The sequence below is a fragment of the Streptomyces sp. NPDC004610 genome (assembly GCF_040609715.1).
Lineage (GTDB): Bacteria > Actinomycetota > Actinomycetes > Streptomycetales > Streptomycetaceae > Streptomyces.
In genome coordinates, this window is sequence record NZ_JBEXLA010000026.1 from 37,728 (window position 1) to 63,105 (window position 25,378).

General features: G+C 70.4%; 21 protein-coding genes. 18 read left to right on the top strand and 3 right to left on the bottom strand.

Annotated elements, in window-relative coordinates; translation table 11 throughout:
• Window positions 1-206 precede the first annotated feature (206 nt).
• The 8 genes from ABZX40_RS26630 to ABZX40_RS26665 all read left to right on the top strand — a co-directional run bounded on the left by ABZX40_RS26630 (window position 207) and on the right by ABZX40_RS26665 (window position 11,334).
• The gene (locus ABZX40_RS26630; RefSeq protein WP_356162693.1) at window positions 207-542 is read left to right on the top strand and encodes a hypothetical protein; all 336 of its coding nucleotides are present in this window, start codon (window positions 207-209) and stop codon (window positions 540-542) included.
• Window positions 543-1,445: 903 nt separating this feature from the next.
• Window positions 1,446-3,443: an ABC transporter ATP-binding protein gene (locus tag ABZX40_RS26635; RefSeq protein WP_355743779.1), complete on the top strand. Its 1,998-nt coding sequence runs from the start codon at window positions 1,446-1,448 to the stop codon at window positions 3,441-3,443.
• 139 nt (window positions 3,444-3,582) lie between these two features.
• Window positions 3,583-3,978 carry a hypothetical protein gene (locus ABZX40_RS26640; RefSeq protein WP_355743673.1) on the top strand — a complete coding sequence of 132 codons (396 nt, stop codon included), beginning with the start codon at window positions 3,583-3,585 and terminating at the stop codon, window positions 3,976-3,978.
• A gap of 163 nt (window positions 3,979-4,141) precedes the next feature.
• Window positions 4,142-5,329 (top strand): histidine kinase, encoded by a 1,188-nt coding sequence (locus ABZX40_RS26645; RefSeq protein ID WP_355743670.1) that lies wholly within the window; start codon window positions 4,142-4,144, stop codon window positions 5,327-5,329.
• On the top strand, window positions 5,326-6,000 hold the full coding sequence (locus ABZX40_RS26650) for a response regulator transcription factor (RefSeq protein WP_355743667.1): 675 nt from the start codon (window positions 5,326-5,328) through the stop codon (window positions 5,998-6,000). Before ABZX40_RS26645 ends, ABZX40_RS26650 begins: the two co-directional genes overlap by 4 nt.
• A 164-nt stretch (window positions 6,001-6,164) precedes the next feature.
• Entirely contained in the window at window positions 6,165-7,394 is a 1,230-nt protein-coding gene (locus tag ABZX40_RS26655; protein WP_355743664.1) for a prolyl oligopeptidase family serine peptidase, read from the top strand.
• Window positions 7,395-7,749: 355 nt separating this feature from the next.
• The gene (locus ABZX40_RS26660) at window positions 7,750-10,638 is read left to right on the top strand and encodes a hypothetical protein (RefSeq protein WP_355743661.1); all 2,889 of its coding nucleotides are present in this window, start codon (window positions 7,750-7,752) and stop codon (window positions 10,636-10,638) included.
• Window positions 10,639-11,094: 456 nt separating this feature from the next.
• The gene (locus ABZX40_RS26665) at window positions 11,095-11,334 is read left to right on the top strand and encodes a contact-dependent growth inhibition system immunity protein (RefSeq protein WP_355743776.1); all 240 of its coding nucleotides are present in this window, start codon (window positions 11,095-11,097) and stop codon (window positions 11,332-11,334) included.
• 324 nt (window positions 11,335-11,658) lie between these two features.
• On the opposite strand, the gene ABZX40_RS26670 is transcribed toward ABZX40_RS26665, so the two are convergent.
• Both ABZX40_RS26670 and ABZX40_RS26675 read right to left on the bottom strand, forming a co-directional pair.
• The gene (locus ABZX40_RS26670; RefSeq protein WP_355743658.1) at window positions 11,659-13,227 is read right to left on the bottom strand and encodes a carboxylesterase family protein; all 1,569 of its coding nucleotides are present in this window, start codon (window positions 13,225-13,227) and stop codon (window positions 11,659-11,661) included.
• 120 nt (window positions 13,228-13,347) lie between these two features.
• Complete coding sequence (locus tag ABZX40_RS26675; RefSeq protein WP_355743655.1) at window positions 13,348-14,346, bottom strand: aldo/keto reductase; 999 nt, start codon at window positions 14,344-14,346, stop codon at window positions 13,348-13,350.
• Between the two features lie 710 nt (window positions 14,347-15,056).
• On the opposite strand from ABZX40_RS26675, the gene ABZX40_RS26680 reads away from it, so the two are divergent.
• From ABZX40_RS26680 to ABZX40_RS26705, 6 genes are all read left to right on the top strand, one after another.
• Complete coding sequence (locus ABZX40_RS26680; RefSeq protein WP_355743652.1) at window positions 15,057-15,899, top strand: IclR family transcriptional regulator C-terminal domain-containing protein; 843 nt, start codon at window positions 15,057-15,059, stop codon at window positions 15,897-15,899.
• Between the two features lie 454 nt (window positions 15,900-16,353).
• Complete coding sequence (locus tag ABZX40_RS26685; RefSeq protein WP_355743649.1) at window positions 16,354-16,680, top strand: PadR family transcriptional regulator; 327 nt, start codon at window positions 16,354-16,356, stop codon at window positions 16,678-16,680.
• The gene (locus ABZX40_RS26690) at window positions 16,677-17,033 is read left to right on the top strand and encodes a DUF1048 domain-containing protein (protein ID WP_355743646.1); all 357 of its coding nucleotides are present in this window, start codon (window positions 16,677-16,679) and stop codon (window positions 17,031-17,033) included. Before ABZX40_RS26685 ends, ABZX40_RS26690 begins: the two co-directional genes overlap by 4 nt.
• A gap of 1 nt (window position 17,034) precedes the next feature.
• The gene (locus tag ABZX40_RS26695; RefSeq protein ID WP_355743643.1) at window positions 17,035-17,361 is read left to right on the top strand and encodes a DUF1048 domain-containing protein; all 327 of its coding nucleotides are present in this window, start codon (window positions 17,035-17,037) and stop codon (window positions 17,359-17,361) included.
• Window positions 17,362-17,757: 396 nt separating this feature from the next.
• Entirely contained in the window at window positions 17,758-18,783 is a 1,026-nt protein-coding gene (locus ABZX40_RS26700; RefSeq protein WP_355743773.1) for an ATP-binding cassette domain-containing protein, read from the top strand.
• Window positions 18,780-19,571 carry an ABC transporter permease gene (locus ABZX40_RS26705; protein ID WP_355743640.1) on the top strand — a complete coding sequence of 264 codons (792 nt, stop codon included), beginning with the start codon at window positions 18,780-18,782 and terminating at the stop codon, window positions 19,569-19,571. The genes ABZX40_RS26700 and ABZX40_RS26705 overlap by 4 nt, the downstream gene beginning before the upstream one ends.
• Window positions 19,572-19,707: 136 nt before the next feature.
• Here ABZX40_RS26705 and ABZX40_RS26710 read toward each other — a convergent pair whose 3' ends face one another.
• The gene (locus tag ABZX40_RS26710) at window positions 19,708-20,529 is read right to left on the bottom strand and encodes a lipase family protein (RefSeq protein ID WP_355743637.1); all 822 of its coding nucleotides are present in this window, start codon (window positions 20,527-20,529) and stop codon (window positions 19,708-19,710) included.
• A 515-nt stretch (window positions 20,530-21,044) separates the two neighbouring features.
• On the opposite strand from ABZX40_RS26710, the gene ABZX40_RS26715 reads away from it, so the two are divergent.
• From ABZX40_RS26715 to ABZX40_RS26730, 4 genes are all read left to right on the top strand, one after another.
• Window positions 21,045-22,430: an AMP-binding protein gene (locus ABZX40_RS26715; RefSeq protein WP_355743635.1), complete on the top strand. Its 1,386-nt coding sequence runs from the start codon at window positions 21,045-21,047 to the stop codon at window positions 22,428-22,430.
• A complete protein-coding gene (locus tag ABZX40_RS26720; protein ID WP_355743632.1) occupies window positions 22,427-23,242 on the top strand; it encodes an SDR family oxidoreductase in 816 nt (271 codons plus the stop codon). The genes ABZX40_RS26715 and ABZX40_RS26720 overlap by 4 nt, the downstream gene beginning before the upstream one ends.
• A 164-nt stretch (window positions 23,243-23,406) precedes the next feature.
• A complete protein-coding gene (locus ABZX40_RS26725) occupies window positions 23,407-24,078 on the top strand; it encodes an O-methyltransferase (RefSeq protein WP_355743629.1) in 672 nt (223 codons plus the stop codon).
• 73 nt (window positions 24,079-24,151) lie between these two features.
• Window positions 24,152-25,369, top strand: a complete 1,218-nt coding sequence (locus ABZX40_RS26730) for an alcohol dehydrogenase catalytic domain-containing protein (protein ID WP_355743626.1) — start codon at window positions 24,152-24,154, stop codon at window positions 25,367-25,369.
• Window positions 25,370-25,378: the final 9 nt, after the last annotated feature.

A 25,378-nucleotide genomic window follows, 5' to 3' on the forward strand; every position in this document is an offset into this window, starting at 1 on the left:
CCGTGTGCGGTTCTGAACTGCCAACGACTGTATTACCGAGGCGGTAACCCTCGCCGGTCATCCCGCAGGTGCGCTGACGCGACGACGCTCAGTACATGAGCAGAACGAACCCCGGCGACCGCGCGACCGGCCCCGGGGTGTGGACGACGCTGAAGGAGCGCCGACATGAAGGACGCTGCCGCCCGGCCGCCCGAGGGGGCGACCCCATGACGAGCACAGTGCACGACATCCCGGCCGAGGCGCTCGGCCTCCTCGTCCTCCCGCCGCTGGACGCGCTCACGCCGGACCAGCAGCGTGGCGCGGTCTGCGTATGGGACGCCGCCGAGGCCCGGCTGTCCGCCGAGACCGCCATCGACCTCGGCGAGCGCCAGAGCGACGGGAGCGGCCACTGGTTCCTCCGCGCCTGCCGACAGCACACCGGCCTCCTCGCATGGCGGGCGCTGATGGATCACGCGCCGATGTGCGAGCAGTGCGTGGACGACGCCGGCAACTGCGACATCGGCGCGGCACTGCGTCGACTGCGCAGGGAGGGGCGGCGATGATCTGCCAGCGGTGCGGGGAGCCCATCAGAGAGGGCGAGTCCTACGAGCGGCTCGACAACCCTGGCGAGACCCGGGCTGGCTGCACCATCTACCTCCACAAGGCCGGGTGCCAGGGCACATTCACGCGGACCTATCCCGTGGACGTCCGCCGATGACCACCTCCCGCCCCCTGGTCGGCGGGGGCGGGAGGTGACCAACGCCCCGCCTGCCGGGTTCGCACTCGGGGTGGGTGGGGCTGCTGATGCCGCCCCGGTGTTCCCGCCCTCGGACAGGTCGAGCACCGGGGCGGTAGCCCGCCAGCGGTTCAGCGCACGCGGGCGGCGAGCGGGACGCAGAACGCGCAGGGGGTGTGAGGGACCCATCTGCCGCTGTCCCGGCCCGCCCTGATCGGCGCGGGGCTGATGCTGATGCTGTTCCTGTTCCCATGGCAGTCGTTCATGTGGCCGCTGCTGATCGGCACCGGGCCCGGAAGACAGCTCGACCCCATCGCCCTGGGCAATCTCCAGGGCCAGTTGGTGGCAGACCACGGGCAGGGGCGGGCCTTCCCCTCAAGCCGCACCCCTCCGGCAAGGCTCCAGCCCCCGGCAAAGCTCCAGCCCCCAGTGATGCTTCAGCCAGCCCCCGGCAGGGACCGACTCCGCCACCGTCAGGGACCGACTCCCCCAATCGAAATCACATTCTAGATTTCGCCCACGCATACCCGTGACGACGACGGAAAGCCCCCCGTTACCCGATCACGTGTCCGCATCCGGTCCCGATCCCCCTCCGAGGAGCCCGCATGCATCCCTTACACCGCTCTGCGCCGCCGCGACCCGTGCGCGAAGCCGCCGCAGCCGCCGCAGCCGCAGCCACCCCGGGAGGTGCCCGGTGAAGCGGATCGTCCGGTTCTTCGGCCCGGTGAAGATGGCGGAGCCCCACGTGTCCGACGCCGAGCAGGAGCTGTTCGGCGGGCCGCTGCGCTACGACCTGGGCTGGTCCCAGCATGAGCACGCGGGCCTGGACCTCACCATGATGTCCGCGCTGCGCTCCATGCCCGCGCTCGTCGGCGCGACCCTGCGCCTCGCGTGGCAGGCGGACCGGCGGGCGCTGCTCGCCGTGGTGGTCAGCGAGATCGGCCAGGGCATCGCCGCCGCGGTCGGCCTGCTCGCCGTCAACGCGGTGATGCACGCCCTGCTCGCCGGTTCCGGCAGCGCCGACGCGCGGCTGCACGCGCTGCTGCCCGGCCTGCTGGTGGCCGCCGCCGTCGCGGTCGTGAACTCCGCCCTGGCGGCCTGGTCGACCTCCCGCGCGGGGCGGCTGGAACCGAAGGTCGAGCGGATCGCCACCACCCAGTACCTGGCCGCCGCCGTCAGTGTCGAGTTGGAGGCCATCGACGACCCCGACTTCCGGCGGCTCCTGGACATCGCCGAGCACGGCCCGGTCTCCGCGCGCCGCATGATCGGTGCCTGCGTCGCCGCCCTGAACGGTCTCATCTCCCTGCTCACCACCGCCGGTGTGCTGGCCGTCCTGCACCCCGCCCTGCTGCCGATGCTGATCCTGATCGCCGCGCCGCGCGGCTGGGGCGCCATGCGCGTCGCCCAGGAGCGGTATGTGTCGGTGATGAGCTGGATCGAGCATGTGCGGGCCAGCCGGCTCATCGGCAATCTGCTCACCGAGCGCACCGCCGCCCAGGAGGTCCGGCTGCACGCCGTCGGCACCTTCCTCCTCGGCCGCTACCGGCGGATGGCCGAGAGCGCAGAGGCCGAACAGGAGCGCCTCGCCTCCAGCAAGGCGCTCACCGAATGGGTCGCCTCCGCCCTGTCGGGCCTGGCGATGGCGGTGACGTACGGGGCGATGCTCTGGCTGATCATGGCCGGACACATGAGCCTCGCCGTCGCCGGGACCGCCGTCATCGCGGTACGCACCGGGTCGGCGAGCCTGGGCGCGCTGGTGATGAACGTCAATCAGCTCCACGAGGAGTCCCTCTACGTCCGCGACCACGGCCGTTTCCTGGCCCAGGCCGCGCAGCGCACCGTCCCGGTGGGCGGCGACCCGGTGCCGGAGCGGATCCGGGAGGTCGTCCTCGACGAGGTCACCTACCGCTACCCCGAGCGGGAATCGGCCGCGCTGGAACAGGTGTCACTGACCCTGCCGATGGGGTCGGTGACCGCGGTGGTCGGCGAGAACGGCTCCGGCAAGAGCACGCTGATGAAGATCCTGTCGGGCCTGCTGCTCCCCCAGACCGGCACCCTGCGCTGGGGTGAGGCGGACATCCGGGGTCTGGACCGCGCGGGCGTCTTCGAGCGGGTCTCGCTGCTCACCCAGGACTTCCAGCGCTGGCCGGTGACCGCCGCGATGAACATCCGCCTGGGCCGCCCCTCCCGGGCCGCCGCACCGCAGGACCTCCAGCCGTCGGTCGAGTACGCCGGGGCCGGTCCGGTCGTCGCCAAGCTCCCCGACGGTCTGCACAGTCTGCTGGCCCGGATGTTCCGGGGGGCGATCGAACTCTCCGGCGGCGAATGGCAGAAGGTGGGTCTCGCCCGCACCCACTGGCGCAGCTCGACCTCACGGGCGGACAGCGTCCTCATCGTCGACGAACCCACCTCCGCGCTCGATCCGGAGGCCGAGATCGAGGCGTTCGACCGCATCCGCGGTCTCGCCGCTCCCGACCGGGCCGTCGTCCTGGTCACCCACCGCATGTCCGGCGTCCGCCACGCCGACCACATCTACGTCCTCAACGAGGGCCGCCTCGCGGAACACGGAACGCACGACGAACTCATCGCGGCACGGGGCCGGTACGCCGCGATGTTCGACGCGCAGGCGGCACAGTACGCCCCGACGAAGGCCGGGATCCCCCGTCCCCAGCACCCCCACCAGCACCCCCAGCACCCCCCGGCCCCCACCGTCGCGGACCCCGCGTAACCCGACCGCCCGACCGCCCAACCCCCCTGACCGCCAGACCACCCAACCGCCCGCTCACCCGCTCGCCCGCTACGACGACTGCCGCCTCGTCCCACCACCTCCCTCCGCCCGGAAGCAACCATGCCTCTATGATCCCGCGATGAAGATCTGGACGGATCCCCCCGCCACGGCCGATGTCGAAGCCCTTGTCCACCGCTACTTCGGCCTGCTCCGGGCCGGGAGCCTCGCCGAGGCCGAACAGCTCATCGACGACGCCTCGATGCGGCATGTCCTCAAGGCCCTCTGGAAGGGCTCACTGGGCGCGAGCGCCGAGGCGGACGAGAGGGCATGGAACCTCTCGGCCACCGGCGGGCGGGAACAGGACCTGTCCTGGCTCCTTGAACTGACGCTCGGGGACTTCCACTGGGGCCAGGCGGGCGGCAGCTTCTATGTCGAGGTCGTCCATGACTCCCGGGTCATGGAGGTGTCCCTCGGCTTCTGGGTCAAGCCGCTCGACACCGGCTGGGTCCTCTCGGGACCGTCGACGCTCTGGTGACTCGGAGGGGATCCGCACTTCACGCCCACCTACGACGGACGGAGAGCACCCGACTCGGCGGCCCGATGCCCCCGCACGGCCCGGAACTACCACGACCGTGGTGGAGCGGCCTACCACATCCAGCCGATGCCCCCGGAACACCCACCCCAGTACGATGATCTTTATGGATGAATCGGGCGCCTGGACCTCGCCGTCAGGGCGGCGGATACCACCGGCGGTGTGGGACGTCCTGCTCGCGGTCACGGTGGTGGTGGCGGGCCTGGTCATGGTCGGGCGGCCGGGTACGTCGGAGGGTCGGCCCGTGACCGGGCAGGATCTGTTCGTCGCGGTCGTCGTCTTCGCGCTGGTGCTGGCCCGCCGCCGGTGCCCCCTGCTGCTGCTCGGAGTGTCGGCCGGGCTCACGATCGTGGGTGTCGCCGCGGGGAACAGTCTCTCGGGCTTCATCGCGGGAGTCGTCGTCTGCGCCTGTACCGGCGCCGCGCAGGCCGATCGGCGGGCGGTGTGGCCGCTCGCCGGGGCCGCCGCGGCGGCGGTGTACGGGGCGATCGTGGTGTGCACGGATGAGATCTGGCTCGGTCCGCCGCTGGGTGTCGTCGCGTTGATCGGTATGGCGACCGCGCTCGGGGATGCCACCCGCAGCCGCCGGGCCTATGTCACCGCGGTACGGGAGCGGGCGCTGCGCGCCGAGCGGACCCGCGAGGAGGAGGCGCACCGCCGGGTCGGCGAGGAGCGGCTGCGTATCGCCCGGGACCTGCATGATCTGGTCGCCCATCACATCGCGGTGATCAATGTGCACGCCGGTCTCGCCGAACACACCCTGCGCACCCACCAGGACCGGGCCGAGGAGTCCCTGGGCCTGGTGCGCCAGGCGGCCCAGAGCACCCTGGGCGAACTCGCCACCATTCTCTCCCTGTTGCGGCAGACCGACGATGCCGAGGCGCCGACCGAGCCGATCCGCAGCCTCGCCCAGCTCGGTGAACTGCTCCGGTCGGCCGCGGCGGCCGGACTGCGCGTGGAGCACCGTGCGAGCGAGCCGGGTCATCCGCTGCCCGGGACGGTCGACCAGGCCGCGTACCGCATCGTCCAGGAGGCGCTGACCAATGCCCACAAGCACGGGGCGGGTGAGTGCGCGACCCTGCGGATCGAGTACCGCCCGGATGCCGTGGTGCTCGACATCGACAACCCGGTGTCGTCCGCGCCCGTACCCGCCGGGGAGAGCGGACACGGACTGATCGGGATGCGGGAGCGGGTGAACGCCGTCGGTGGCATCCTCGCCGCGGGCCCGGTGCCGGGGCGTTTCCGGGTGCACGCCGTGCTGCCCATGGCCACCCGATCCGAAGGGTCATCGTGACGACCCGTGTGCTCATCGCCGACGACCAGGCCCTGATCCGTACCGGTCTGCGCGGCATTCTCGACTCCGCGCCGGATCTCGAAGTCGTCGGCGAGGCCACCACCGGCCGGGAGGCCGTCGCCCTCGCCCGGACGACCCGTGCGGATGTGGTGCTGATGGACATCCGGATGCCCGAGGTGGACGGTCTCCAGGCGACCCGGCAGATCACCGCCGACGAGGACCTGGCCGGAGTACGGGTGCTCATCCTCACGACGTTCGAGCTGGACGAGTATGTGCTGCGCGCCCTGCGGGCCGGGGCCAGCGGGTTCCTGGGCAAGGGGGCCACACCCACGGAACTGATCGACGGGGTGCGGATCGTGGCCGACGGCAGCTCCCTGCTGTCTCCCCAGGCGACGCGCGCCCTGATCGCCCGCTATCTCTCCGGGGGTGACAGCGACCCGCTCCTGGACGCCTCGGCCCTTGATGTGCTCACCAACCGGGAGCGCGAGGTCCTGGCCCTGGTGGCGCTCGGTCTGTCCAACAGCGATATCGCCGCTCGGCTGTATCTGGCCCCCGCCACGGCGAAGACCCATGTGAACCGGGCCATGACGAAACTGGGTGTGCGCGACCGGGCCCAGTTGGTGGTCATCGCCTACCAGACGGGTCTGGTGCGCCCCGGCGACAGTGTGTAGGTGTCTGGCGGGCCAGGGGAAGCCATCGTGGCAGGCCGGGCGGCTGCGGTGTACCGCGGCAGTGGTAGCGAACAGTCCGCGCCTGGACGACGCGGAGCAGGGGCGGCGGTCGCGAGAGTGGATCACATCGGAGTGCGGCACTCCGGCTCTGGAAGGGAGCACTTGTGAACCACGAAGACACCCGGCTGAACCGTAGGCGGTCCCAGCGGCGGCGAGTCATGGTGCCGCTGGCGCTGACCGCCGTGTGCGGTCTGACGCTGGCCGCCTGCTCGTCCGGCGACAGCGGCACCGCCTCGGCAGCGGCGAGCAGCGCCGCTCCGGAGCCGTGCCCGGAGCCCTCCTTCGCCAGCGGGCCGGGCGGTGCGGCGCCGTCCGGCGCACCCGCCGACGGGATGCCCTCCGCGCCCCCCGGCGGAGCGGCGGGCGGTCTCCCGGTCGCCAAGACCATCGCGCCGAGCGACAACAGCACCAGCACCGTCTACACCCCGTCGGGCCCGGAGATCACCTGCGGTACGACGGCGGTCGAGCTGACCACCGATGTCACCTACGCCACGCCCACCACCGCGGACGGCGAGGAGATCCCGCTGAAGCTCGACATCCAGACCCCGGACACCTCGGGTGACAAACCCCTGGTCGTCTATCTCACCGGGGGCGGGTTCAGCTCCGCCCAGAAGTCGGGCAACCTCAACCAGCGCACCTGGGTCGCCGAGCAGGGTTATGTGGTGGCCAGCATCGAGTACCGCACGGTCACCAACGGCGACGCCACCTACAAGGACGCCGTGGCCGATGTGAAGTCCGCCGTGCGCCATCTGTGGGCGAACGCCGAGGAGTACGGCATCGATCCGGAGAACGTGGCCGTGTGGGGCCAGTCGGCCGGCGGGTACCTGGCCGCGATGACGGGGGCGACCAACGGGGACGAGTCGTTCGTGTCCGGGGACCATCTGGACCAGAGCAGCGATGTCCAGGGCGTCGTCGACCAGTTCGGCCCCTCGGATCTCTCGCGGCTCGCCGCCGACTTCGACACCGCGATGAAGGACGAGTACTACACCCCGGGCAACAACTTCGCCCGCTGGGTCTACGGTCCGGGGACCGATCGGTCCATCGAGGAGTCCACGCCCGAGATCGAGGCCGCGAACCCGGCCAGTCACATCAGTGGCGAGACGGCCCCCTTCATCGAGATGCACGGCACCGAGGACCACTTCGTCTCCCCCAGCCAGACCATCGTCGTGCATGAGGCGCTGCGGGCCGAGGGAATCGAGTCCACCCGCTATGTCCTCGAAGGCGCCGACCACGGGGATCTGTCCTTCACCGGCGACACCGACGCGGCCGGAGCGTGGAACAGCGAGCAGACCATGGGGTACATCCTGGACTTCTTCGACAAGCACCTGAGCTGACGTATCGCGCGGCTGCCGGGGTGCCGCCAGGGTCCGCGTTCCCCGTCCTCCACCATTGCCTGTCCTCCACCCGGACGGCCTCGCCGAGGCGTACACCGCGTAGAGCCCGCTCAGTTCGTCCGGTTCCCGCCGCTGGCGCATCTTGGCGCGCAGCTCCCCGAAGGCGATGTGGTCACCGGCGAGGAGGTCGACGCACGTCCGCCCTATCGGGTGACGACCGGTCCGATCCGCCCTGCGGTGGCCGGAGGCGGTCCTACCTTCCTGCGTAGTACGGCGGCGCCGGTGCCGCCGGGCGACGGACGGGGGCAGCGCGATGGGGTTGCGGCAGCGTGGGAAAGAGGCGTGGCGGGGCTCGGTGCCGAACGACGGGGGCGGCCTCGTCCTGGACCTGTGCTCGGAGCTGATCGACGGTTACGCGCGGCGGCAGGGGCCGATGCCGGTGGTGGTGCTGCACGCGGCGGAGGAGGACCCGCTGGGGCGGCATGACGACCGGGTCAAGGAGATCGTTGACCTGGTGCACCTGGCGCAGAAGCCCCGCTGGCTCCTGTGCCGCAGTGTCGATCCGCCGCCCGGGACCGGTGCGCTGCCCGTCCGCCCGCCCGGAGACGCGCCGGATACGGGCGACGGCGGGTACGCGGCGGCGACGGCCCTGGTGAAGGAGGTCGCGGGCGGGCTGTGGGAGAACAGCGGCCGGTCCCAGTACCGTCCCTACCGGTTGCCGTGCTCCCAGTTGCTGGCCGCGCTCGATCAGGCGCTGGACGATGTGGCCGCCCGAGGTGAGGGCACCCCGGACCCGAGGGCGGTGGTGGCCCGGCTCTCGGAGCTGCGCCGGCCGGCCGGTGCCCGGCGCTGGTCCGGCGGATTCCGGCAGACGCTGGGACCGGTGCTGAGCCCGGCGACGGCGTTGGGCTCGGCGGCGGTGGCCTGTGTGGGTGTGCTGGCGGCCCGGCTGGGCTCCTGGTATCTGGTGGGGGCGATGCTGGTGACCCTGGTGCTGTGGGCAGCGGGCGGCCGGGTCCGGCACTGGGCGGCCCCGGCGCGGCTGGGCCCCGGCTGCCGCTGGTTCGCCACCACCACGTTCCCGGTGTCCCCGAGCACCGAGGCGCCGGTCTGGTCGCTGTGGCGTCCACGGCTGTCCCGCGCCACGCTGGAGGAACGGGCCGTCGAGGTGGTCCGTCAACTGCTGACCGCCGCCCGGCCCGTCGACGCGGCGGGCGAGACCACGGGCCAGACCGCCGAGCGGGAGGTGGCCCGTCAGTTCTGCCTCCAGTTACGCACGCTGGCGCTGCTGGAGGATCTGCGGGAGAGCCACCGCCCGGCCTGGGACCTTCGGCACCGCAAACGCACCGTTCCGCCGCTGCTGCTGATTCCCCGTGCCACCCGGGCCAATGGCGCGCTGCCGCTCCTGCGGGCGATCAGTGATGTGCGCAGCCGCCGCAGCGAGCAGGATCCGCTGCTGGTGGTCGCCGGGATCGCCCACGCGGATCTGGCCGGGCTGAGCGAGCGCACCCTGCTGCCGCTCCCGGCGCCGGGTGCCCGTGGCCGTGACGTCGGTGAGCTGTACGAGGCATGGGTGGAACGCAGTCTGCGTACCGGCCAGTCGCCCAGCATGAACGCCGCGCTGCCCTGGATCCTCCCGGTCGCCCTGAGCGGGGAACTCCTCCGGCCCCACGACGGCTACGCCTCCGCCGAGAGCCACCGGCGCAAGACCTTCCGCGTCCCGCGCAGTGCGTGGCTGCTGTGGTCGCGCTGGACCCTGCTGGCGGTCTGTGCCCTGGCCACGCTCGGCGCCGCGGCCCACTACCAGTATCTGACCGGGAAGTACTGCGGCGGCCGGGAGGTCGTCTGGAACCACGACCTGGAGCAGATCGACGACGAGTGCGTAGGCGTCGCCAGCAGTACACCGTTGCCGGTCGGCGACGGCCCGGTCCTCGGCGTGGGCAGGGACCAGCGCCGGATCGGCCTGGACTGGCTCCAGAAAAAGATCACCGAGGCGAACCGCAACCTCGACCCCGACAAGGAGCACATCACCCTGGTCTTCGCCGGTGCCCTGACCACCAGGGCCCAGGAGTCCGGCGAAGCGGTCGATGTGCTGCGGCAACTGGCCGGGGTGTATCTGGCACAGCACCACATCAACAGCACCCAGGAGTCGAACAGCGCCCTCCAGGTGCGGCTCCTGATCGCCAACGGCGGCCAGGGCATGCGGCACCAGGAAGCCATGGCCGCCAAGATCGTCGGCCTCGCGCGCCGGGACCGGTCCGTGGTCGGAGTGGTCGGCATGGGCATCCACACCCCCGGCAGCGCCCCGGCCGTCAGGGAGTTCCAGAAGGCGGGCCTGGCCGTGATCGGCACCACCAACTCGGCCACCGCTCTCGCCGAGCGGTTCGGCAACTATGTGGGCATGGCCGCCACCGACCGGGAGCAGGCGTCCGCCCTCGTCCATCTCCTCGGAGCGGCCCGGGGGCGCAGCGCGGTCGTCCTCGCCCCGGCGGGCAGCGGCGGGAGCGGCGACTCCTACGGCGCCGACCAGTCACGCTACGCCCGGGAGGAACTGGGGCGCGCGGGCTTCACCCCGCACCCCGGGATCGACTATCCGGTCCGCGGCACCAGCCCCAAACTCGTCGACGCCGTCAAGACCGTCTGTGACCAGCGGGCCGACATCGTCTATCTGGCGGGCAGGGCGAGTCACCTCAAACCCCTGATGCAGGGCCTGGCACAGGATCCCGGCTGCCTCGGCCACACCATCACCGTCCTGTCCGGTGACGACATGACCAAGAAGCGGTTCGCGGACGACTCGTTCGACTTCCCCGCCGGCGCCCGGCTGCTCTACGCCGCCCTGACCTACGAGGAGACCCTCAAGCACTCCGACCTGTACGGGTTCGCCCAACGCGCCTTCGGCTCCGCCCGCCTCCCCACCCACCAGGACCCCTTGTTCACCGACGGCTTCCTGGCCCTGTCCTACGACGCCGCGACGGCCCTGCACCGGGCCGCGGACAAGGCCCAGGTCCCCGAGAACGGCGGCGCCCCGGCCGTACTGGCCGCCCTGCGCTCCGTCGACTTCCGCGGCGCCGCCACCGGGCACATCACCTTCCGCCACTCCGACGCCACCGACCCGAATCTGCGCGGACACGGCATCGGCCTCTACCGGATCACCCAACCCACCGAGGGCGCCCGCTTCGACATCACCCTCGTCTGCGGCCGACCCGCGGGCGACACCCGACGCCAGGAGGAATGGGGCTGCTAGGGCTACGCTCTCGAACTCTCGAACCCGGCCACGGACCGACCCGGACCGGCCGCGAACGCTCAGATCGGCGACGTCCGGACACTCTTCACCGCAAAGCGCCGCCGTCTGTTCGTGGGCGGGGCGGCCTGCGATGGTGACACCGTCATGACTGCTGGGGCTGCCGCTGCTGAATCCGCGTTCAGTGGGCGTTGATGTGCGGCGCTCCGCCGTACTGCTCGCCGGTCATCGATCCAGCCACTCCATGTCGGGGGTACCGTCGCCACGGCTCCTGAGCAGGGCGATGTCCTCCATGAGGTGCGGGATCCCGGCCGGGGGCACACCGGATTCCGGCACGCGCCGCTGAACCGAGGTCAGCGGGCCCGGACTTCCGCTCCGAACAGACCGTTCAGTTGGTGGCACGTTTCCGGGGCTGGGTAAGCCGGCCATGCCGAGACGAGGTGCTCTTCCACTGGGCTCATCGGTGCCGCCGTCCGCGCTGCCCCACGGTCTCGCCCGCGAGCGTGGAACCGCACCCGGTACGCCCTTCGACGCCGGCCGATCGGGGAGCTGAGCATCGAGGACATGCACCTGTTGATCGGACAGGACATGGGACTCGCTCTTCTTCTGCCGCTCACTGTGACGGCGCTACGGGACAACCCGATGGCTGAGTGCGACATGTACGCGGGCGATCTGCCGGAGCGTTCTCCGTGGCCGTGAGGGGCTTGATCCGGGTCGGGTCGACGTCCACCGCTGGTCGTCAATAGCCCTGATAGGTGATCGCTGCCGATCGTCAGCGGGTCCGGCGGAGGGTCGAACCATAGCGCGGGCCATCCGCGACCACGACCACGACGGCCTCCGCGAAGAGTGGAGGCCGCCAGTGCAGCGAGAAGTCGATCACGCCCGGCACTGCGTCCGCCGCGAAGGCCCCTTTCAGGTGCTGCCCTTCACACCGAAGGTGTCACCGACGGTACGGGGCGGGCGGGACGGCGTTGCTCGGCGGCTCTGTCACGCCGGGCATCCCGCTGACGCGCGGGCTGGTGGCTAGCGGCGTTCGGGCCACAGGTCGCAGTGGTGGTTCCGGCCGGGGTCGGTGGTGACGTGGGGGCCGTCCGGGCGCAGGGCCAGCCGGGTCGGGGTGTCGGTCCGGCGGGGTGGCCAGGCGGTCTGTCCGGGCGTCGCAGGGTCGCCGGTGTGGATGAACTGCGCCCAGTAGCGGACCATCTGGTCGGCGAGTCGCTGCTGTGCCGGGGTGAGCGGGCCGATGCCGTTGATGTCGAAGAGGTAGCGCAGTTCGAGGGTGTGTGACGCGCCCAGGGGGAACGAGGTGTCGGGCATGTCCTCGGGCGCGGGCGCGGTGGTGTCGGCGAACTCGTACTGGTACACCGGTGATCCGTTGTCGCGCAGTGAGTCGATCGTGTGCTCGGAGGAGCAGGAGAACAGGGAGTCGCCGATCACCGCGGAGAGGGCCAGTGACGGGTCGCCGCCGTACTCGGAGACCGGGTACGCCTGCCGGAGGCGGTCCGCTGTGTCGGGGAAGGTGGTGTCCAGGGTGCGTGCGTACTCCTCGTCGGTGGTCACCGGGGGCTGGAGGGCGGTGAAGAAGGTGCCCTCATGGGTGTTGTCGCCGATCAGTACCGGTCGCCGGTCTCCCGCGCCGTTCGCCAGCGCTTCTGCGGGAGCCACGGGGAGACCTGGGCCGCCCGCGACCGGGCCGTCGGGTGGGGTGGGTGTCTTCAGCAGGGTGTCGACGGGGAGCCGCCGCAGGCAGTCGGCGGCGGCGGCCGGGTCGGCACAGCCGGCGGCGACCGCGAACGCGCGGCTGCGCTCCGGGGTGGTGGACAGTGCCGACGAGCAGGGTGCGCTCTGGATGATCGCGGCCCGGAAGAGACCGTCCGAGCCGGGCGCGGCCAGTTGGGTGCAGACGCCGAGCGCGCCCGCGGACTCGCCGCCGACGGTGACCTTCGCCGGGTCGCCTCCGAACGCGGCGATGTTGTCCCGTACCCAGCGCAGCGCGGCCTGCTGGTCGAGCGCTCCGTAGTTCCCCGCCTTCCCGTCGGCGGCAAGGGCCGGATCGGCCAGCCAGCCCAGCGCCCCGAGCCGGTAGTTCAGCGTCACGACCACCACATCGCCCTGGGTCACCAGGCGCTGCGCGTCATACAGATCGGCGTTGCCGCCCAGGTTGCCGCCGCCGTGGATCCAGACCAGTACCGGCCGCGGCCGGTCGGCCTCGTCCGACGGCGCCCATATGTTGACCGAGAGGCAGTCCTCGCTCTGCGGCAGCGGAGAGACGAATCCCGGCAGGAACTCCTCGGGCTGCGGACACTGCGCGCCCGCGCGGGACGCCTCACGTATCCCGTCCCAGGGCGGCGCGGGCTCGGGCGGCTGCCACCGCAATGCGCCGACCGGTGCCGCCGCGTAGGGAATTCCCTTGAACACCCGGTAGTCGGAGTGCACGGTGCCGCGCACCGAGCCTCCGGACACCGACACCACCGCGGCGTCGCCACCGCCGTCGCCCCCGTTGTCGCTGTCACGGGAGGAATCCGTCGAACATCCGGCGAGTGCCAGGGCACATGCACTGACAGCGGCCAGCGCTTTAGCGAGTCGTGACAAGGAGACCTTCTTTCAGTCCTGCGAAGCCGATCGGGTTGCTCGCGAGCGGCCTTCGAACCTGAGCTGTTGTTGCCCGTTGACCTGCGCCGCCACCTCGGCGCCACGGTGTGCGGATGATCGTCATCGGTCGATCATCCGCATCATTGCCGGGTCGTGATGGTCACCAGCAGGCGGAGTGAGCTGGTCGAGTTGGGCGAGGTGAGCGGTGGAGAGTTCGACCTTGTCGGCGGCGATGTTCTCCTCCACCCGGACGACTCGTTTGGTGCCCGGGATCGGCGCGATGTTGTCACCCTTGGACAGCAGCCAGGCGATGGCCACCTGCGCCGGTGTGGCACCTACCTCGGCCGCGATGGCCCGCACCTCATCAGCCCTGCGGACGTTCAGCTGGAAGTTGTCACCCACGAATCGCGGGTTGGTGTTTCGCCGGTCCGTGGCGTCGAAATCTTCCTTCGACCGGATGTTTCCGGTGAGGAAGCCACGCCCGAGTGGTGAGTACGCCACGAAGCCGATGTTCAGTTCGCGCAGCAGGGGCAGCACCGCCGGTTCGGGGTCGCGGGTCCACAGGGAGTACTCCGATTGCAGCGCTGTGATCGGATGTACCGCGTGCGCGCGTTTGATGGTGTTCACACCGGCTTCACTGAGGCCGATATGGCGCACCTTGCCCTCGGCGACCAGTTCGGCGAGCGCGCCGATGGTGTCTTCGATCGGCGTGTCCGGGTCCACGCGGTGCTGGTAGTAGAGATCGATGTGATCGGTGTTCAGGCGCCGCAGCGATCCTTCCACGGCGGCACGGATGTTGGCCGGGCTACTGTCGAGGGTGAGTCCGGAGAAAGCCCCGGGGGTGGCTTTGGGGCCGGTGTGGGAGAGGACACCGAACTTGGTGGCCAGCACCACATCATCGCGGCGGCCTTTGATCGCCCGGCCGATGAGTTCCTCATTGGTATAGGGCCCGTACACTTCCGCGGTATCGATGAAGGTGAGACCCAGATCCAAGGCACGATGGATGGTTCGCACCGATTCCTCGTCGTCGCTACCGGCCCCGGTGTAGGCGAACGACATACCCATCGCGCCCAGGCCGATACGTGAGACGTCAAGGTCTCCCAATTGAATGTGCTGCATGTTGCTTCTTTCTCTTCTTTCTCCATGGTGGTGAATTGTGAAGCCGAGAAAAGAGTTTCTGTGGACATCGGGGCGGGCTCGGGATCGATCCGCTCGGTGGTCGCGGCGAGGTGGCCGACCTGGCTCTCGGCGTCGAGGCGGTGCGCCTCGGAGGTGAGGACCTGATCGAGCCGGGCCCGTTCGAAGTCCGTGACCTGGCGTGCAGCCTCCTTGAAACCCGCCGGAGTCATTGATCGTCACGGAGATCTTCACCGTTCGCACCTCGTGTCAGGCCGCGCGTCGGCGACGGCCACTGCCCGCCTCCCACCCACCTGAGTTGTGCGCCTAGCGAACACTCGTGCGCTCTGTGAATCAGGCTAGATCGACGTGGCGAACGCGTCAAGGCCGACCAAGAGGGACGACGACGGGCAAGGCCGGTCAGCGGGGACGACAGGCAAGGTCGACCGGTAAGTCCGACCGGCAGGGACGAGCCGCAGGGCCGACCGCCCGACGGGCTCCAGCCGGATGATCCGGGCGGGTCGGGGCGGCCCTGGGGCGGGGCGTGGCGAGCCGGGCAGGGCCGGGGCAGGGCGAGCCGAGGCGGGCCAAGCCAATGCAGATACGGCGCCACACCCCACCCCCGAACTCCGTCGCCACCTCCCCACCAACCAGCGACCTTCCAGATCCCCCATCCCGGACCTGACCGGCCCCGGCGGTATATTCGGCGGACTATGACTGAAGCCAGACAGCCGGTCGGCGACGCCGCGAACGAGCCGGAAAGCGGGCCGGAAAGCGGCGGTGACCGGGCGGCGTTCATTCAGACCCTCGCCCGAGGTCTGGATGTGCTCGGCGCCTTCGACAGCGAGCACCCGAGCATGACCCTGAGCCAGGTCGCCGAGCGCGCGGGAATCCCCCGAGCGGCAGCGCGCCGCTTCCTGATGACCTTGCAGGCGCTGGGATTCGTCCGCTCCTACGGGCGGCAGTTCGCCCTCACTCCGCAGGTCCTGAAGTTCGGGTTCTCCTACCTGGCGACCCTGCGGCTGCCGGACGTCGCCCGTCCGCATCTGCACGCCTTCGGGCGGGAGGCCGGCGAATCGGTCGCGCTCGCCATCCTCGACGGCGACAGCGTCGTGTTCGTCGCGGTGGCCGCCGCCGAAGGCAGGTTCCTCTCGGTGACCCTCGATCTGGGGATGCGCCTGCCCTGGTACGTCGCGTCGAGCGGACGCGTCCTCGTGGCGTGCTCGCCGGAAGAGGTACGCGAGCGGCTCCTCACCTCAGCGGACCTCGTCCCCTTCACGGCCACCACGACGACCGACCCGGACGAACTGCGGCCACTCCTGGCCCAGGTGCGGGAGAACGGGTTCGCCGTCGTCGACGACGAGTTGGAGGACGGCATCCACGCCATCGCCGTCCCCGTGCACGACGAGGACGGCACGGTCATCGCGGCGCTCAACGTGGTGTCGGTGACCCGGGGCCTGAGCATCGAACAGCAGACGGAGCGACTGCTCCCGCTGCTCCGCGACACCGCAGCGGCAATTGAACGGGACTACCGGGCGTCGAATCACGGTCAGTGAGATGACGGCATGAGTGAGCTGGAGGGGCTGCGCCCCCCGGTGAACTAGGTTCGTACCCCCGGGAATCCGCGCCCTGAGCACGGCCCAAGCCCTGGCGCCGGGCCTGGGCAAGGTCTTCGCGTGCGACACGGCGAAGGACGCCCACGACAGCGGCCTCGACCCCGGGCCTTCCCGAGGAGCTGACCCGCTCCCGCCTCACCACAGCCCTGGAACAGGCACGCAAGGCCCTGAGAGAGGCCGAGCGCACCGGGCCCGCACCCGTATGAGCGTCCATATGAGCACCCCCCTACGGAGGGCACGTACGGAGGGCCGATAGCGCCCCTTCGCGGGGCCGCGGAGCGTCGGCACCGCCCCTTCGCGACGCCATCGCACGCACCCACTTCCCCACTACTCGGTGATACCGTATAGTGGTACTCAGCACTACGGAGTACCACTGGGTCGAGGGGAACGCGCGATGGACGACCTGACGGAAATGCTGAAGGGCACGCTCGAAGGCTGTGTGCTCGAAATCATCAGCAACGAGGAGACCTACGGGTACGCCATCACCCGCCGCCTGAACGAGCTCGGCTTCGCCGACGTCGTCGAGGGGACGGTGTACACGATCCTGCTGCGCCTGGAGAGAAACAGCCTCGTCCAGGTGACGAAACGACCGTCCGGGGTCGGTCCGCCACGCAAGTTCTATGCGCTCAACGACGCCGGACGCGAGGAACTCGCGAAATTCTGGAAGAAATGGCAGTACGTGTCCTCACGTATCGACAGGCTCAAGGAGGGCGGGAAATGAACTTCTGGGAGACCATCACAGGAACCGATCTCACCAGGGAATGGAAGGCGTTCGAGGCTCGGGCGGCGGTCCTGCCTGCGGACTACCGGGCGGCGTGGGAGCAGATCAAGGCCCACCTCTTTCCCTATGGGGATTTCACCGGCCGCAATCTGATGCCGATCCTCGACGCGGCCCTGGCACTGCTGGAGGAGACGGCGAGGGACGGGCAGAGCGTCCAGGAGGTCCTCGGCGACGACATCCAGGGCTTCTGCACGGCGCTGGCCGGTGGAGAAGGGTCTCGCACCTATCGCGCCCGGTGGCGCAAGCAGTTGAACCAGAACGTCGCCAGGAAACTGAGCAGGCTGGGAGGCTGACATGGGCATTCAGGACATCATCGAGGGCAAGAAGCAGTGGCGGGCGCATATGGCGCGGGTCAAGGCGCTCCCGCCGGACTACCAGATCGTCTACAAGGAGATACAGAAGTACCTGTTCAAGGTCGGGCCGGTCGAACTGCCGGATGGGCCCCTGCTCCCCGGGATAGTCGACTTCTTCGAGGAGGGCGCCGCCACGGGCAAGGGTGTCCTGGAACTCATCGGCGAGGATGTCGCCGCGTTCTGCGACGACCTGATCAAGGACTCGCGCACCTACGCGGACCTCTACCAGGAGTCCCTCGGCAAGGGGCCCGGCACGGCCGGGAAGTGACACCCCGGCACCCGACTCCCGCGAGCGCGACGCCTCGCGAGCAGCACGATCATCCTGGCGAACAGGCGTGAGCCGAAAGGCCAGTTGAAGCAACCGCCGCCCTTGCCGCCGCCGCGCGGGGGGCGAGAGAGAGTGAGCGCGCGGGCCAGCGACACCCGGCTCAGTCAGTCCTGCGAGCCCCGCACCCTGCGCCTAAATCCCCGCGCCCCGCGCCCCGGCGAACCCATCCTCATCGGCGCGCCACTCGACGCCCTCGACACCCCCTCATCGGCGCCCCTCGACACCCTTGACGCGCCCTCTCACCAGCGCCGCTCAACGCCCTCGACGCGCCCCCTCATCGCCCCCCTCCCCGCCCCTCCCCCTCCCCAAAAGGAACCCCACATGCCTCCATCTGTCATGCCCACATCCACACCCGACAACAGCCGACGACCCTCACCCCCCGCCACCTCCGCCACCTCCGCCATCCCCGCCGCCCCCGCCATCTCCGCCACCGGCCTACGCAAGTCGTACGGCGAGAACCCGGTCCTCGACGGGATCGACCTGCGGATCCCGACAGGCTCCGTGTTCGCGCTGCTCGGCCCGAACGGCGCCGGCAAGACCACCGCCGTGAAGATCCTCTCCACGCTCATCACCGCCGACGCCGGTGAACTGCACGTCGGCGGGCACGATCTCGCCGTCGACCCGCAGGCGGCGCGTGCCGTGATCGGTGTCACCGGGCAGTTCTCCGCCGTCGACGGCCTGATCACCGGCGAGGAGAACATGCTGCTCATGGCGGACCTGCACCATCTGCCCAGGAGCGAGGGACGCCGGGTCGCCGCCGGGCTCCTGGAGCGCTTCGACCTCGCCGACGCCGCGAAGAAACCCGCCTCGGCCTACTCCGGCGGCATGAGGCGGCGCCTCGATCTCGCGATGACGCTGGTCGGCGGCCCGCGGATCATCTTCCTCGACGAACCGACCACCGGCCTCGACCCGCGCTCCCGCCACACCATGTGGCAGATCATCCGCGGCCTAGTCGCCGACGGTGTGACCGTCTTCCTCACCACCCAGTATCTGGAGGAGGCCGACGAACTCGCCGACCGTATCGCCGTGCTCCACAAGGGCAGGATCGCCGCCGAAGGCACCGCCGAGGAGCTGAAGCGGCTCATCCCGGGCGGCCACATCCGCCTCCGTTTCACCGACCCCGCCGCCTACCGGTCCGCCGCCGAGGCGCTGCGCGAGGTCACCCGCGACGACGAGGCACTGTCCCTGTCCCTCCCCTGCGACGGCAGTCAGCGCGAACTGCGTTCCCTGCTCGACTGGCTCGACTCGGAGGGCATCGAGGCGGACGAACTGACCGTCCACACCCCCGACCTCGACGACGTCTTCTTCGCCCTGACCGGCCCGGCCCACGCTCCCCACCCATCCGAGGAGACCGTCCGATGACTTCCCTCCCGCTCGCCGTGCGCGACTGCGGCACCATGCTGCGCCGTACCCTGCTGCACGCCTGGCGTTACCCGTCCGGAACCCTGAACCTGCTGCTCACGCCCATCATGATGCTGCTGCTCTTCGTCTATATCTTCGGCGATGTGATGAGCGCCGGCATCGGCGGAGCCGCCGCGAACCGCTCCGACTACATCGCCTACATCGTCCCCGGCCTGCTGCTGATGACGGTCGGCAGCACCGTGATCGGGGCCTCGGTGTCCGTCTGCGTGGACATGACCCAGGGCCTCACCGCCCGCTTCCGCACCATGGCGATCTACCGGGGCTCACTGCTCGTCGGTCATGTCGTCGGCGGGGTGCTCCAGTGCGTACTGAGCGTGGTCCTCGTCGGCGCCGTCGGGGTGGCGATGGGCTTCCGGTCCACGGACGCCACGGCACTGGAGTGGATCGCGGCGTTCGGGCTCGTCACCCTGTTCGCGACGGCGCTGACCTGGATCGCGGTCGGGATGGGCGCAGCCAGCCCGAACCCCGAGGCGGCCGGCAACATGGCCATGCCGCTGATCCTTCTCCCGCTCATCTCCAGCGCCTTCATCCCGGCCGACACGATGCCGGGCTGGTTCCAGCCGATCGCCGAGTACCAGCCCTTCACCCCGGCCATCGAGACCCTCCGCGGCCTGCTCCTGGGCACCGGGATCGGCGGCAACGGGTGGATCGCCCTCGCCTGGTGCGTCGGGCTGACCGTGCTCGGCTACCGCTGGTCGGCGTCGCAGTTCAACCGCGACCCGAAGTAGACCCGGCCACCTCGGACGACTCCCCACCGCATGCGATTCCCCCTCCGCCTCCCTCCCCCCCGTGATCGATACGAGCCCTCCGACGCCACGCCCACGCCACCGACCGGGACCATGCCCGTCCCAGCCCGCCGACCGGTCAGGCGAGGTTCTGCTCCAGGGCGGCGAGATAGCGGGTCATGGCGTGGTCGCGCACACCGTCGGCGGCGGGGGCGAGCGCGTCGGCGGTCAGCCCCTTGGCGCGGTCGGTGAGTCCGGCCACCAGGCCCATGGAGTCACGCAGCCGACCCGAGGAGTCGATGTACTTCAGCGTCTCGACATGGGTGTAGGCCGGCTCCGGCGGCAACTGGGGCACGATGTCATTGTTGTTGACGAACCGGTAGAGGCGCCCCTTGAACCCCTTGTTGCAGGCGGCGGCGAGCAGCCGGTCACAGGTACGGGGCTGCCCGAAGGTGATGACGCCGTCGGCCTGGAGGCGCGGCTCCTCAAGGTACATCCGGGTGGCGGCCAGCATCGCCAGGGCCCCGCCGAGGCTGTGACCGGTGAACCACACGGACTGCCCGGCGGTGTTCAGCTCGGAGTGGGTGTCCAGAAGGTCCGGGAAGACCGACTCCAGGGCCTCGGCGAAGCCGTAGTGGACGTAGCCGGTGCGGGCGGGGCCGGGCCAGGGCGGTGTGGAGGCGTCGGAGAGCCAGTCGCGGATCTCCACCGGCTGGGTGCCGCGGAACGCCGTGACGATCATGTCGTCACTGGCCATGGTGTAAGCCTGGGTGTCCTTGAGCGGGAACGGCGGGGTGAACCGGGTCTCGTGATGGCGCACCCGGTCGAAGCCCCAGTCATACGCCTGCCGCTCGATGGCGGCTTCGTCCTGGTAGGCGACGGCGGAGGCATGCGCCAGCCAGTAGGCGTGCGGAACGCTGTAGTTCTTCACCTGGTGGTCGAAGGCGGTGGGGACCGGCACGGCGATTCCTCCTGCGGGACGGCGGCGGCGCGCGAGACGCCTCCGGCACGGACGATACGAACGACCCGAACTGCACACGGACGACCCGAACGACACGGACTGGGTCCCGTCGTACCGGACCGCCGAACGTCAACGCCGGTGGCCGCGCACGGATGTCACCCCGACAGACGAGAGACCGGCCAGCAGACCCTCGCCCTCCCGCACCGAAACCCTCAGCCACTCCCCCTCACCCCTCACCCCTCACCAGAAGCCCTGCACTTCCCGCTGCCCCCTCTGGCGGAAGGACAGCAGGCCCCCTGACAGCGCAGGCCCGTCGGGATGCTTCGGATGCCCAACTGACCCACAACACGCCAGGACCAACCGAAGGAGTGCGTTTATCGGCTCCTGACGAGTGATGACGGACATCTGGCGCGGCTCCGACCCCGGCCTCCGCGTAGCCTCCCCCTCGTTGACGGCACGTCATCTCCCTTGCGGCGAGGACGAGCAAGCGAGGTAAAAACCAAGGGGAGTCTGATGTGACCGCGGATGTTTCCGGCTACGTCCTGGACCACGCTGCCGCAGGCGGTCGAATTGCGGACGATGCGGTGATCGAGGCGGACACGGGGCGCCGGATCAGTTATGGCGGGCTGCGGAACGCCGTTGACCGAGCGGCGGCGCAGTACACCGCGAGGGGCTTGCGGCCGGGGGACGCGGTGGGCGTCCGAGTGCCGAACGGCATCGGATTCGTCGTAGCGCTGCATGCGGTGTTGTCGGCCGGCGGCTGTGTCGTACCGGTCAACCCCTGTCACCCGCCCCCGGAGGTCCGACGTCAGCTGAGCCTCGCCGGCGCGGAGTGGACCATCGAGGCTACGGGGGACAGCACGACAGCCGGCCCACTGGACCGGATCACCCCGCCCGTCCCGCCCGCCGACCCGATCGCCCGCAGTGCCGGTCTGGCGCTGCTTCCCTCCTCCAGTGGGACGACCGGCCGACCGAAGACCGTCGGGTTGACCCACACCAACCTGATCGCCGCCCTCGCGGCCGGTACCGCCGCCCTGCCGCTGGCGCCGGACGACCGCGTTCTGGCGGCGCTGCCCCTGTCCCATGGGTATGGGCTCCAGGCTGTTCTCCACCACACCCTCCGGTGCGGTGGCACCGTGGTCACCCTCGCGCGGTACACCCCGCAGGCCGCCGTGCGGGCCCTCGGCCGACAGGGGATCACCCGACTGTTCGCGGTGCCACCCATGTTGCGCACCCTGTGTGCCGAACAACGGCGCACCCGGGCGCCGCTGAATGCGCTGCGCTCCGTACACACCGGCGGTGCTCCGGCCGCCGCCGCACTGCTGATGGAAACCCGACAGGCACTCGGCGCCCCTGTGCTGATGGGGTACGGCCTGACGGAGACGGCCGGGTACGTGGCGGTCGCCGCCGGCAGCGGTCCGGACGCCGGGCAGTCCGCACCGTTCGTACCGGGCATCGAACACCGCGTCGTGAGCGGGGAGTTGTGGGTGCGCGGGCCGCAGGTGGCGCCGGGTTCTGCGGACGGCGACGGTTGGCTGCGCACGGGTGACCTGGTGTGCCTCGACGGTGGGGAGCTTCGCATCACTGGCCGCTGCAAAGAGTTGATCAAGACGAATGGATACCAGGTGACGCCCATCGAGCTGGAGGAGATCCTCATCCGGCATCCTCAGGTCGCGGATGCCGCGGTCACCGCCGTCGCCGACCCGAACGCCGGTGAAGTCCCGGTGGCGTACGTCGTGCTGCACGGTCCGGTGGCGTTGGAGGGGCTGGCCGCGTTCGTGAACTCCGAGGTGGCCCCCTACAAACGTCTGCGTCGCGTCCACGCGGTGGAGGTCATCCCGCGGACCGCCTCCGGAAAGATCATGCGCCACCGGCTCGTCGGAGCGGGAGGCACCCCGTGACGGCGCGGGCGGGCACCGCGCTGGTCACCGGCGGCAGTCGGGGGCTCGGACTCGCCATTGCCCGGAAGCTGGTGCGAGACGGTGTGCGGGTGGGCGTGGTGGCGCGATCGGCCGACGGCGTACGGAATGCGGTGACGGAGCTGAGCCGGGAAGAGGGGGGCGGCAGAGTCGCGGGCCAGGCGGCCGACATCACCCGGCCCGATGCCCTGCACACGGCGCTGGACCAGCTGCAAGCGGAGCTGGGCGAGATCGACCTGCTGATCAACAACGCCGGTATCGAGGGCCCGTTCGGCCCGCTCTGGGAGTGCGATGTCCAGGAGTGGTGGCAGGCGATGGACATCCATGTCCGTGGTGCGCTGCTGACCACCCATGCGCTGCTGCCTGCCATGCTGCGCCGCCGCAACGGCTGCGTCGTCAATATCGTCAGCCACGCGGGAGCGCACCGCTGGCCGCATGTGTCGGCCTACTCCGTCTCCAAGGCCGCCGTCATCAAACTCACCGAGAACCTCGGGGCGGAGCTCCGTGGCAGCGGCGTGTACACCGCGGCCCTGCACCCGGGCATCGTCCTCACCGGCTTCACCGACGCGGCCCTCGCCGGCCACCACGATCCCTCTGTCTGGCGGCGACGGGTGCACGAGTGGACCCGCCGGCAGATTGCAGCCGGCCACGGTGTGGCCCCCGAGACGGCCGCCGAAGCGGTCACACACCTGGCAGACCACCTCACCGACATCACCTCGGGCGGCTACTTCACCGTCGACGACGTGAAGACGGCCGTGGCGCCGTTGCCTCCCTCTTCTCCCTCTCCCTCTTGACCTCATCCGCCGTTGCCGTCCCCTTCCCTCTGCACGTCGTACGCCGTTGCCGCCCTCCTTCCCCTGAATCTCTCCGGCGTTGCCGCCCTCCTCCCCCTCCCCCTGAACCTCATCCGCCCTCGCCGCCCTCTCCCCTCCGATCCTCATCCGCCGATGGAGGCCGCATGACACTCCAGCTCACCGCCAAGGCTCTGGACCTCACCCCGGAACTCCATGACTACCTGCTCGTGCACGGAACCCCGACCGACCCCTGGGCGGCCCGGATCGCCGAACGGACGCGTCAGTTCTTCCCGGACCGCGCGCATATGCAGGCCCCTCCGGAGGAAGGCGCTCTGCTGTCCTTCCTCGTCCGTCTGACCGGCGCCCGCCAGATCGTCGAGATCGGCTCCTTCACCGGCTACTCCGGTCTGTGCCTGGCCCGCGCCCTGCCTCCCGGTGGCCGCCTGGTGAGTTGTGAGATCGACCCCGAATCGGCCCGCATCGCCCTGGACTTCTGGGCAGCCGCCGCCGTGGCCGACAGGGTCGACCTGCGAGTGGGTCCGGCTCTGGACACCCTCGGCAGGCTCCCGGAGGACACGCTGTTCGACATGGCGTTCATCGATGCCGACAAGCCCGGCTACATCGACTACTGGAACGCACTTGTCCCCCGGATGCGCCCCGGCGGACTGATCGTCGTGGACAACGTGCTCTTCGGAGGCCAGGTCACCGATCCGCAGCCCGCCGAGAAGCCCGCCGCCATCCACGCCTTCAACCAGCACGCCGCGCAGGACCGACGCGTCGAGCTCGTCATGATGGCCATGGCCGACGGCATCACCCTGGCGCGAAAACTCCCCTGACCACCCGCTTTCGAGCGTCCTACGCTCCTGATCTGCGCCCCGCCAGCTCCGCCGAGCCATCCATGGAGTCACCATGCACGCCGTCGTGCTGCGCCCCCCGTCCGAACCACCTGGATCAGCCCGGCGCCGTGGACTGATCACCATCGAGGACGTCGCCGTCGTCGAACCTGGCCCCACCGAGGTCCAAGTCCGCGTCGAGGCATGCGGCATCTGCGGCACGGACCTGGACGCCTGCCAGTTCCATGGCGACAACACGTCGGCGTTCGGGGGGCCGATCGCCCTGCCCGTCGTCCTCGGCCACGAAGTGTCGGGCACCGTCGCCGCTGTCGGTGAGCGCGTCACCCGGGTCGCACCGGGGGACCTCGTCGCCTTGGAGAGCATCCAGTCCTGCGGGACCTGCGATACGTGCCTGCTGGGGCTGCGCAACCAGTGCGCGAACGTCACCCTCGCCGGCCTCACCTCCCCCGGCGGGTTCGCCGAGTACATCACCGTCCCCGAGACCACCTGCCACTCACTGGCCCCACTGCTCGAACAGGGCTGGGACGCCGACCGAGCCATCCTGGCGGGCTGCCTGCTGGAACCCCTCGGCTGCGTCTACAACGCCCTCTTCATCCAAGGGGGTGGTCTGCGCCCCGGAGAACGGGTCACCGTGCACGGGTTGGGCCCGTTGGGACTCTTCGCCTGCCTGCTGTGCCGGATTGCGGGCGCCTCACGCGTCATCGGCATCGACCCCCTGCCCGAACGCCGCGCCATGGCGGCCAAGTTCGGCTTCGACTGCCACGCGCCCGCGCCGGGCGGCTCCTGGCCGTCGGACCGGCACCTGGCCGAACGGGGAGCGCTCTCGGCCGAGGTGCATGTCGAAGCGTCGGGCAACCCGGCCGCCACGCTTCCGGTCATCGAGCGCTCCCTGCTTCCGAACAGCCGCTGCATCGTTCTCTCCCGGACCGACCTGCCCACAAGGATCGACACCAACCCATGGGTCTCCTCCGCCGCACGGCTCATCGGCTCCCGGGGCCAGTCGGGAGGAGTCTTCCCCTATCTGATCCGTCTTTTCGCCGCGGGCATCCTCGACCCCGGTGAACTGATCGGCGACACCTTCCCGTTCAGGGAGGTTCCCCGTCTCCTGAGAGGCGGTTCGCTGGAGAACGCGGGCAAGACCGTGATGCTCTCGCAGCGCTTGTCCAGTGGGGCGGTCGGCCGGGGACAGCAGCGGGCCGGAGCCGGAGGGGACCTGCTCGGCACCGGCCCCACGCTCCCGACAGAGGCCCGCGCGGAGGCGGGTTCCGTCTGAACGGGCCTC

Coding starts and splice junctions, on each gene's coding strand:
- ABZX40_RS26645 (WP_355743670.1), top strand. CDS start 4,142: ATGGATGAATCGGGCGCCTGGACCTCGCCGTCAGGGCGGCGGATACCA.
- ABZX40_RS26705 (WP_355743640.1), top strand. CDS start 18,780: ATGACTTCCCTCCCGCTCGCCGTGCGCGACTGCGGCACCATGCTGCGC.
- ABZX40_RS26635 (WP_355743779.1), top strand. CDS start 1,446: ATGGCGGAGCCCCACGTGTCCGACGCCGAGCAGGAGCTGTTCGGCGGG.
- ABZX40_RS26725 (WP_355743629.1), top strand. CDS start 23,407: ATGACACTCCAGCTCACCGCCAAGGCTCTGGACCTCACCCCGGAACTC.
- ABZX40_RS26700 (WP_355743773.1), top strand. CDS start 17,758: ATGCCCACATCCACACCCGACAACAGCCGACGACCCTCACCCCCCGCC.
- ABZX40_RS26640 (WP_355743673.1), top strand. CDS start 3,583: ATGAAGATCTGGACGGATCCCCCCGCCACGGCCGATGTCGAAGCCCTT.
- ABZX40_RS26685 (WP_355743649.1), top strand. CDS start 16,354: ATGGACGACCTGACGGAAATGCTGAAGGGCACGCTCGAAGGCTGTGTG.
- ABZX40_RS26675 (WP_355743655.1), bottom strand. CDS start 14,346: ATGCAGCACATTCAATTGGGAGACCTTGACGTCTCACGTATCGGCCTG.
- ABZX40_RS26730 (WP_355743626.1), top strand. CDS start 24,152: ATGCACGCCGTCGTGCTGCGCCCCCCGTCCGAACCACCTGGATCAGCC.
- ABZX40_RS26630 (WP_356162693.1), top strand. CDS start 207: ATGACGAGCACAGTGCACGACATCCCGGCCGAGGCGCTCGGCCTCCTC.
- ABZX40_RS26690 (WP_355743646.1), top strand. CDS start 16,677: ATGAACTTCTGGGAGACCATCACAGGAACCGATCTCACCAGGGAATGG.
- ABZX40_RS26680 (WP_355743652.1), top strand. CDS start 15,057: ATGACTGAAGCCAGACAGCCGGTCGGCGACGCCGCGAACGAGCCGGAA.
- ABZX40_RS26695 (WP_355743643.1), top strand. CDS start 17,035: ATGGGCATTCAGGACATCATCGAGGGCAAGAAGCAGTGGCGGGCGCAT.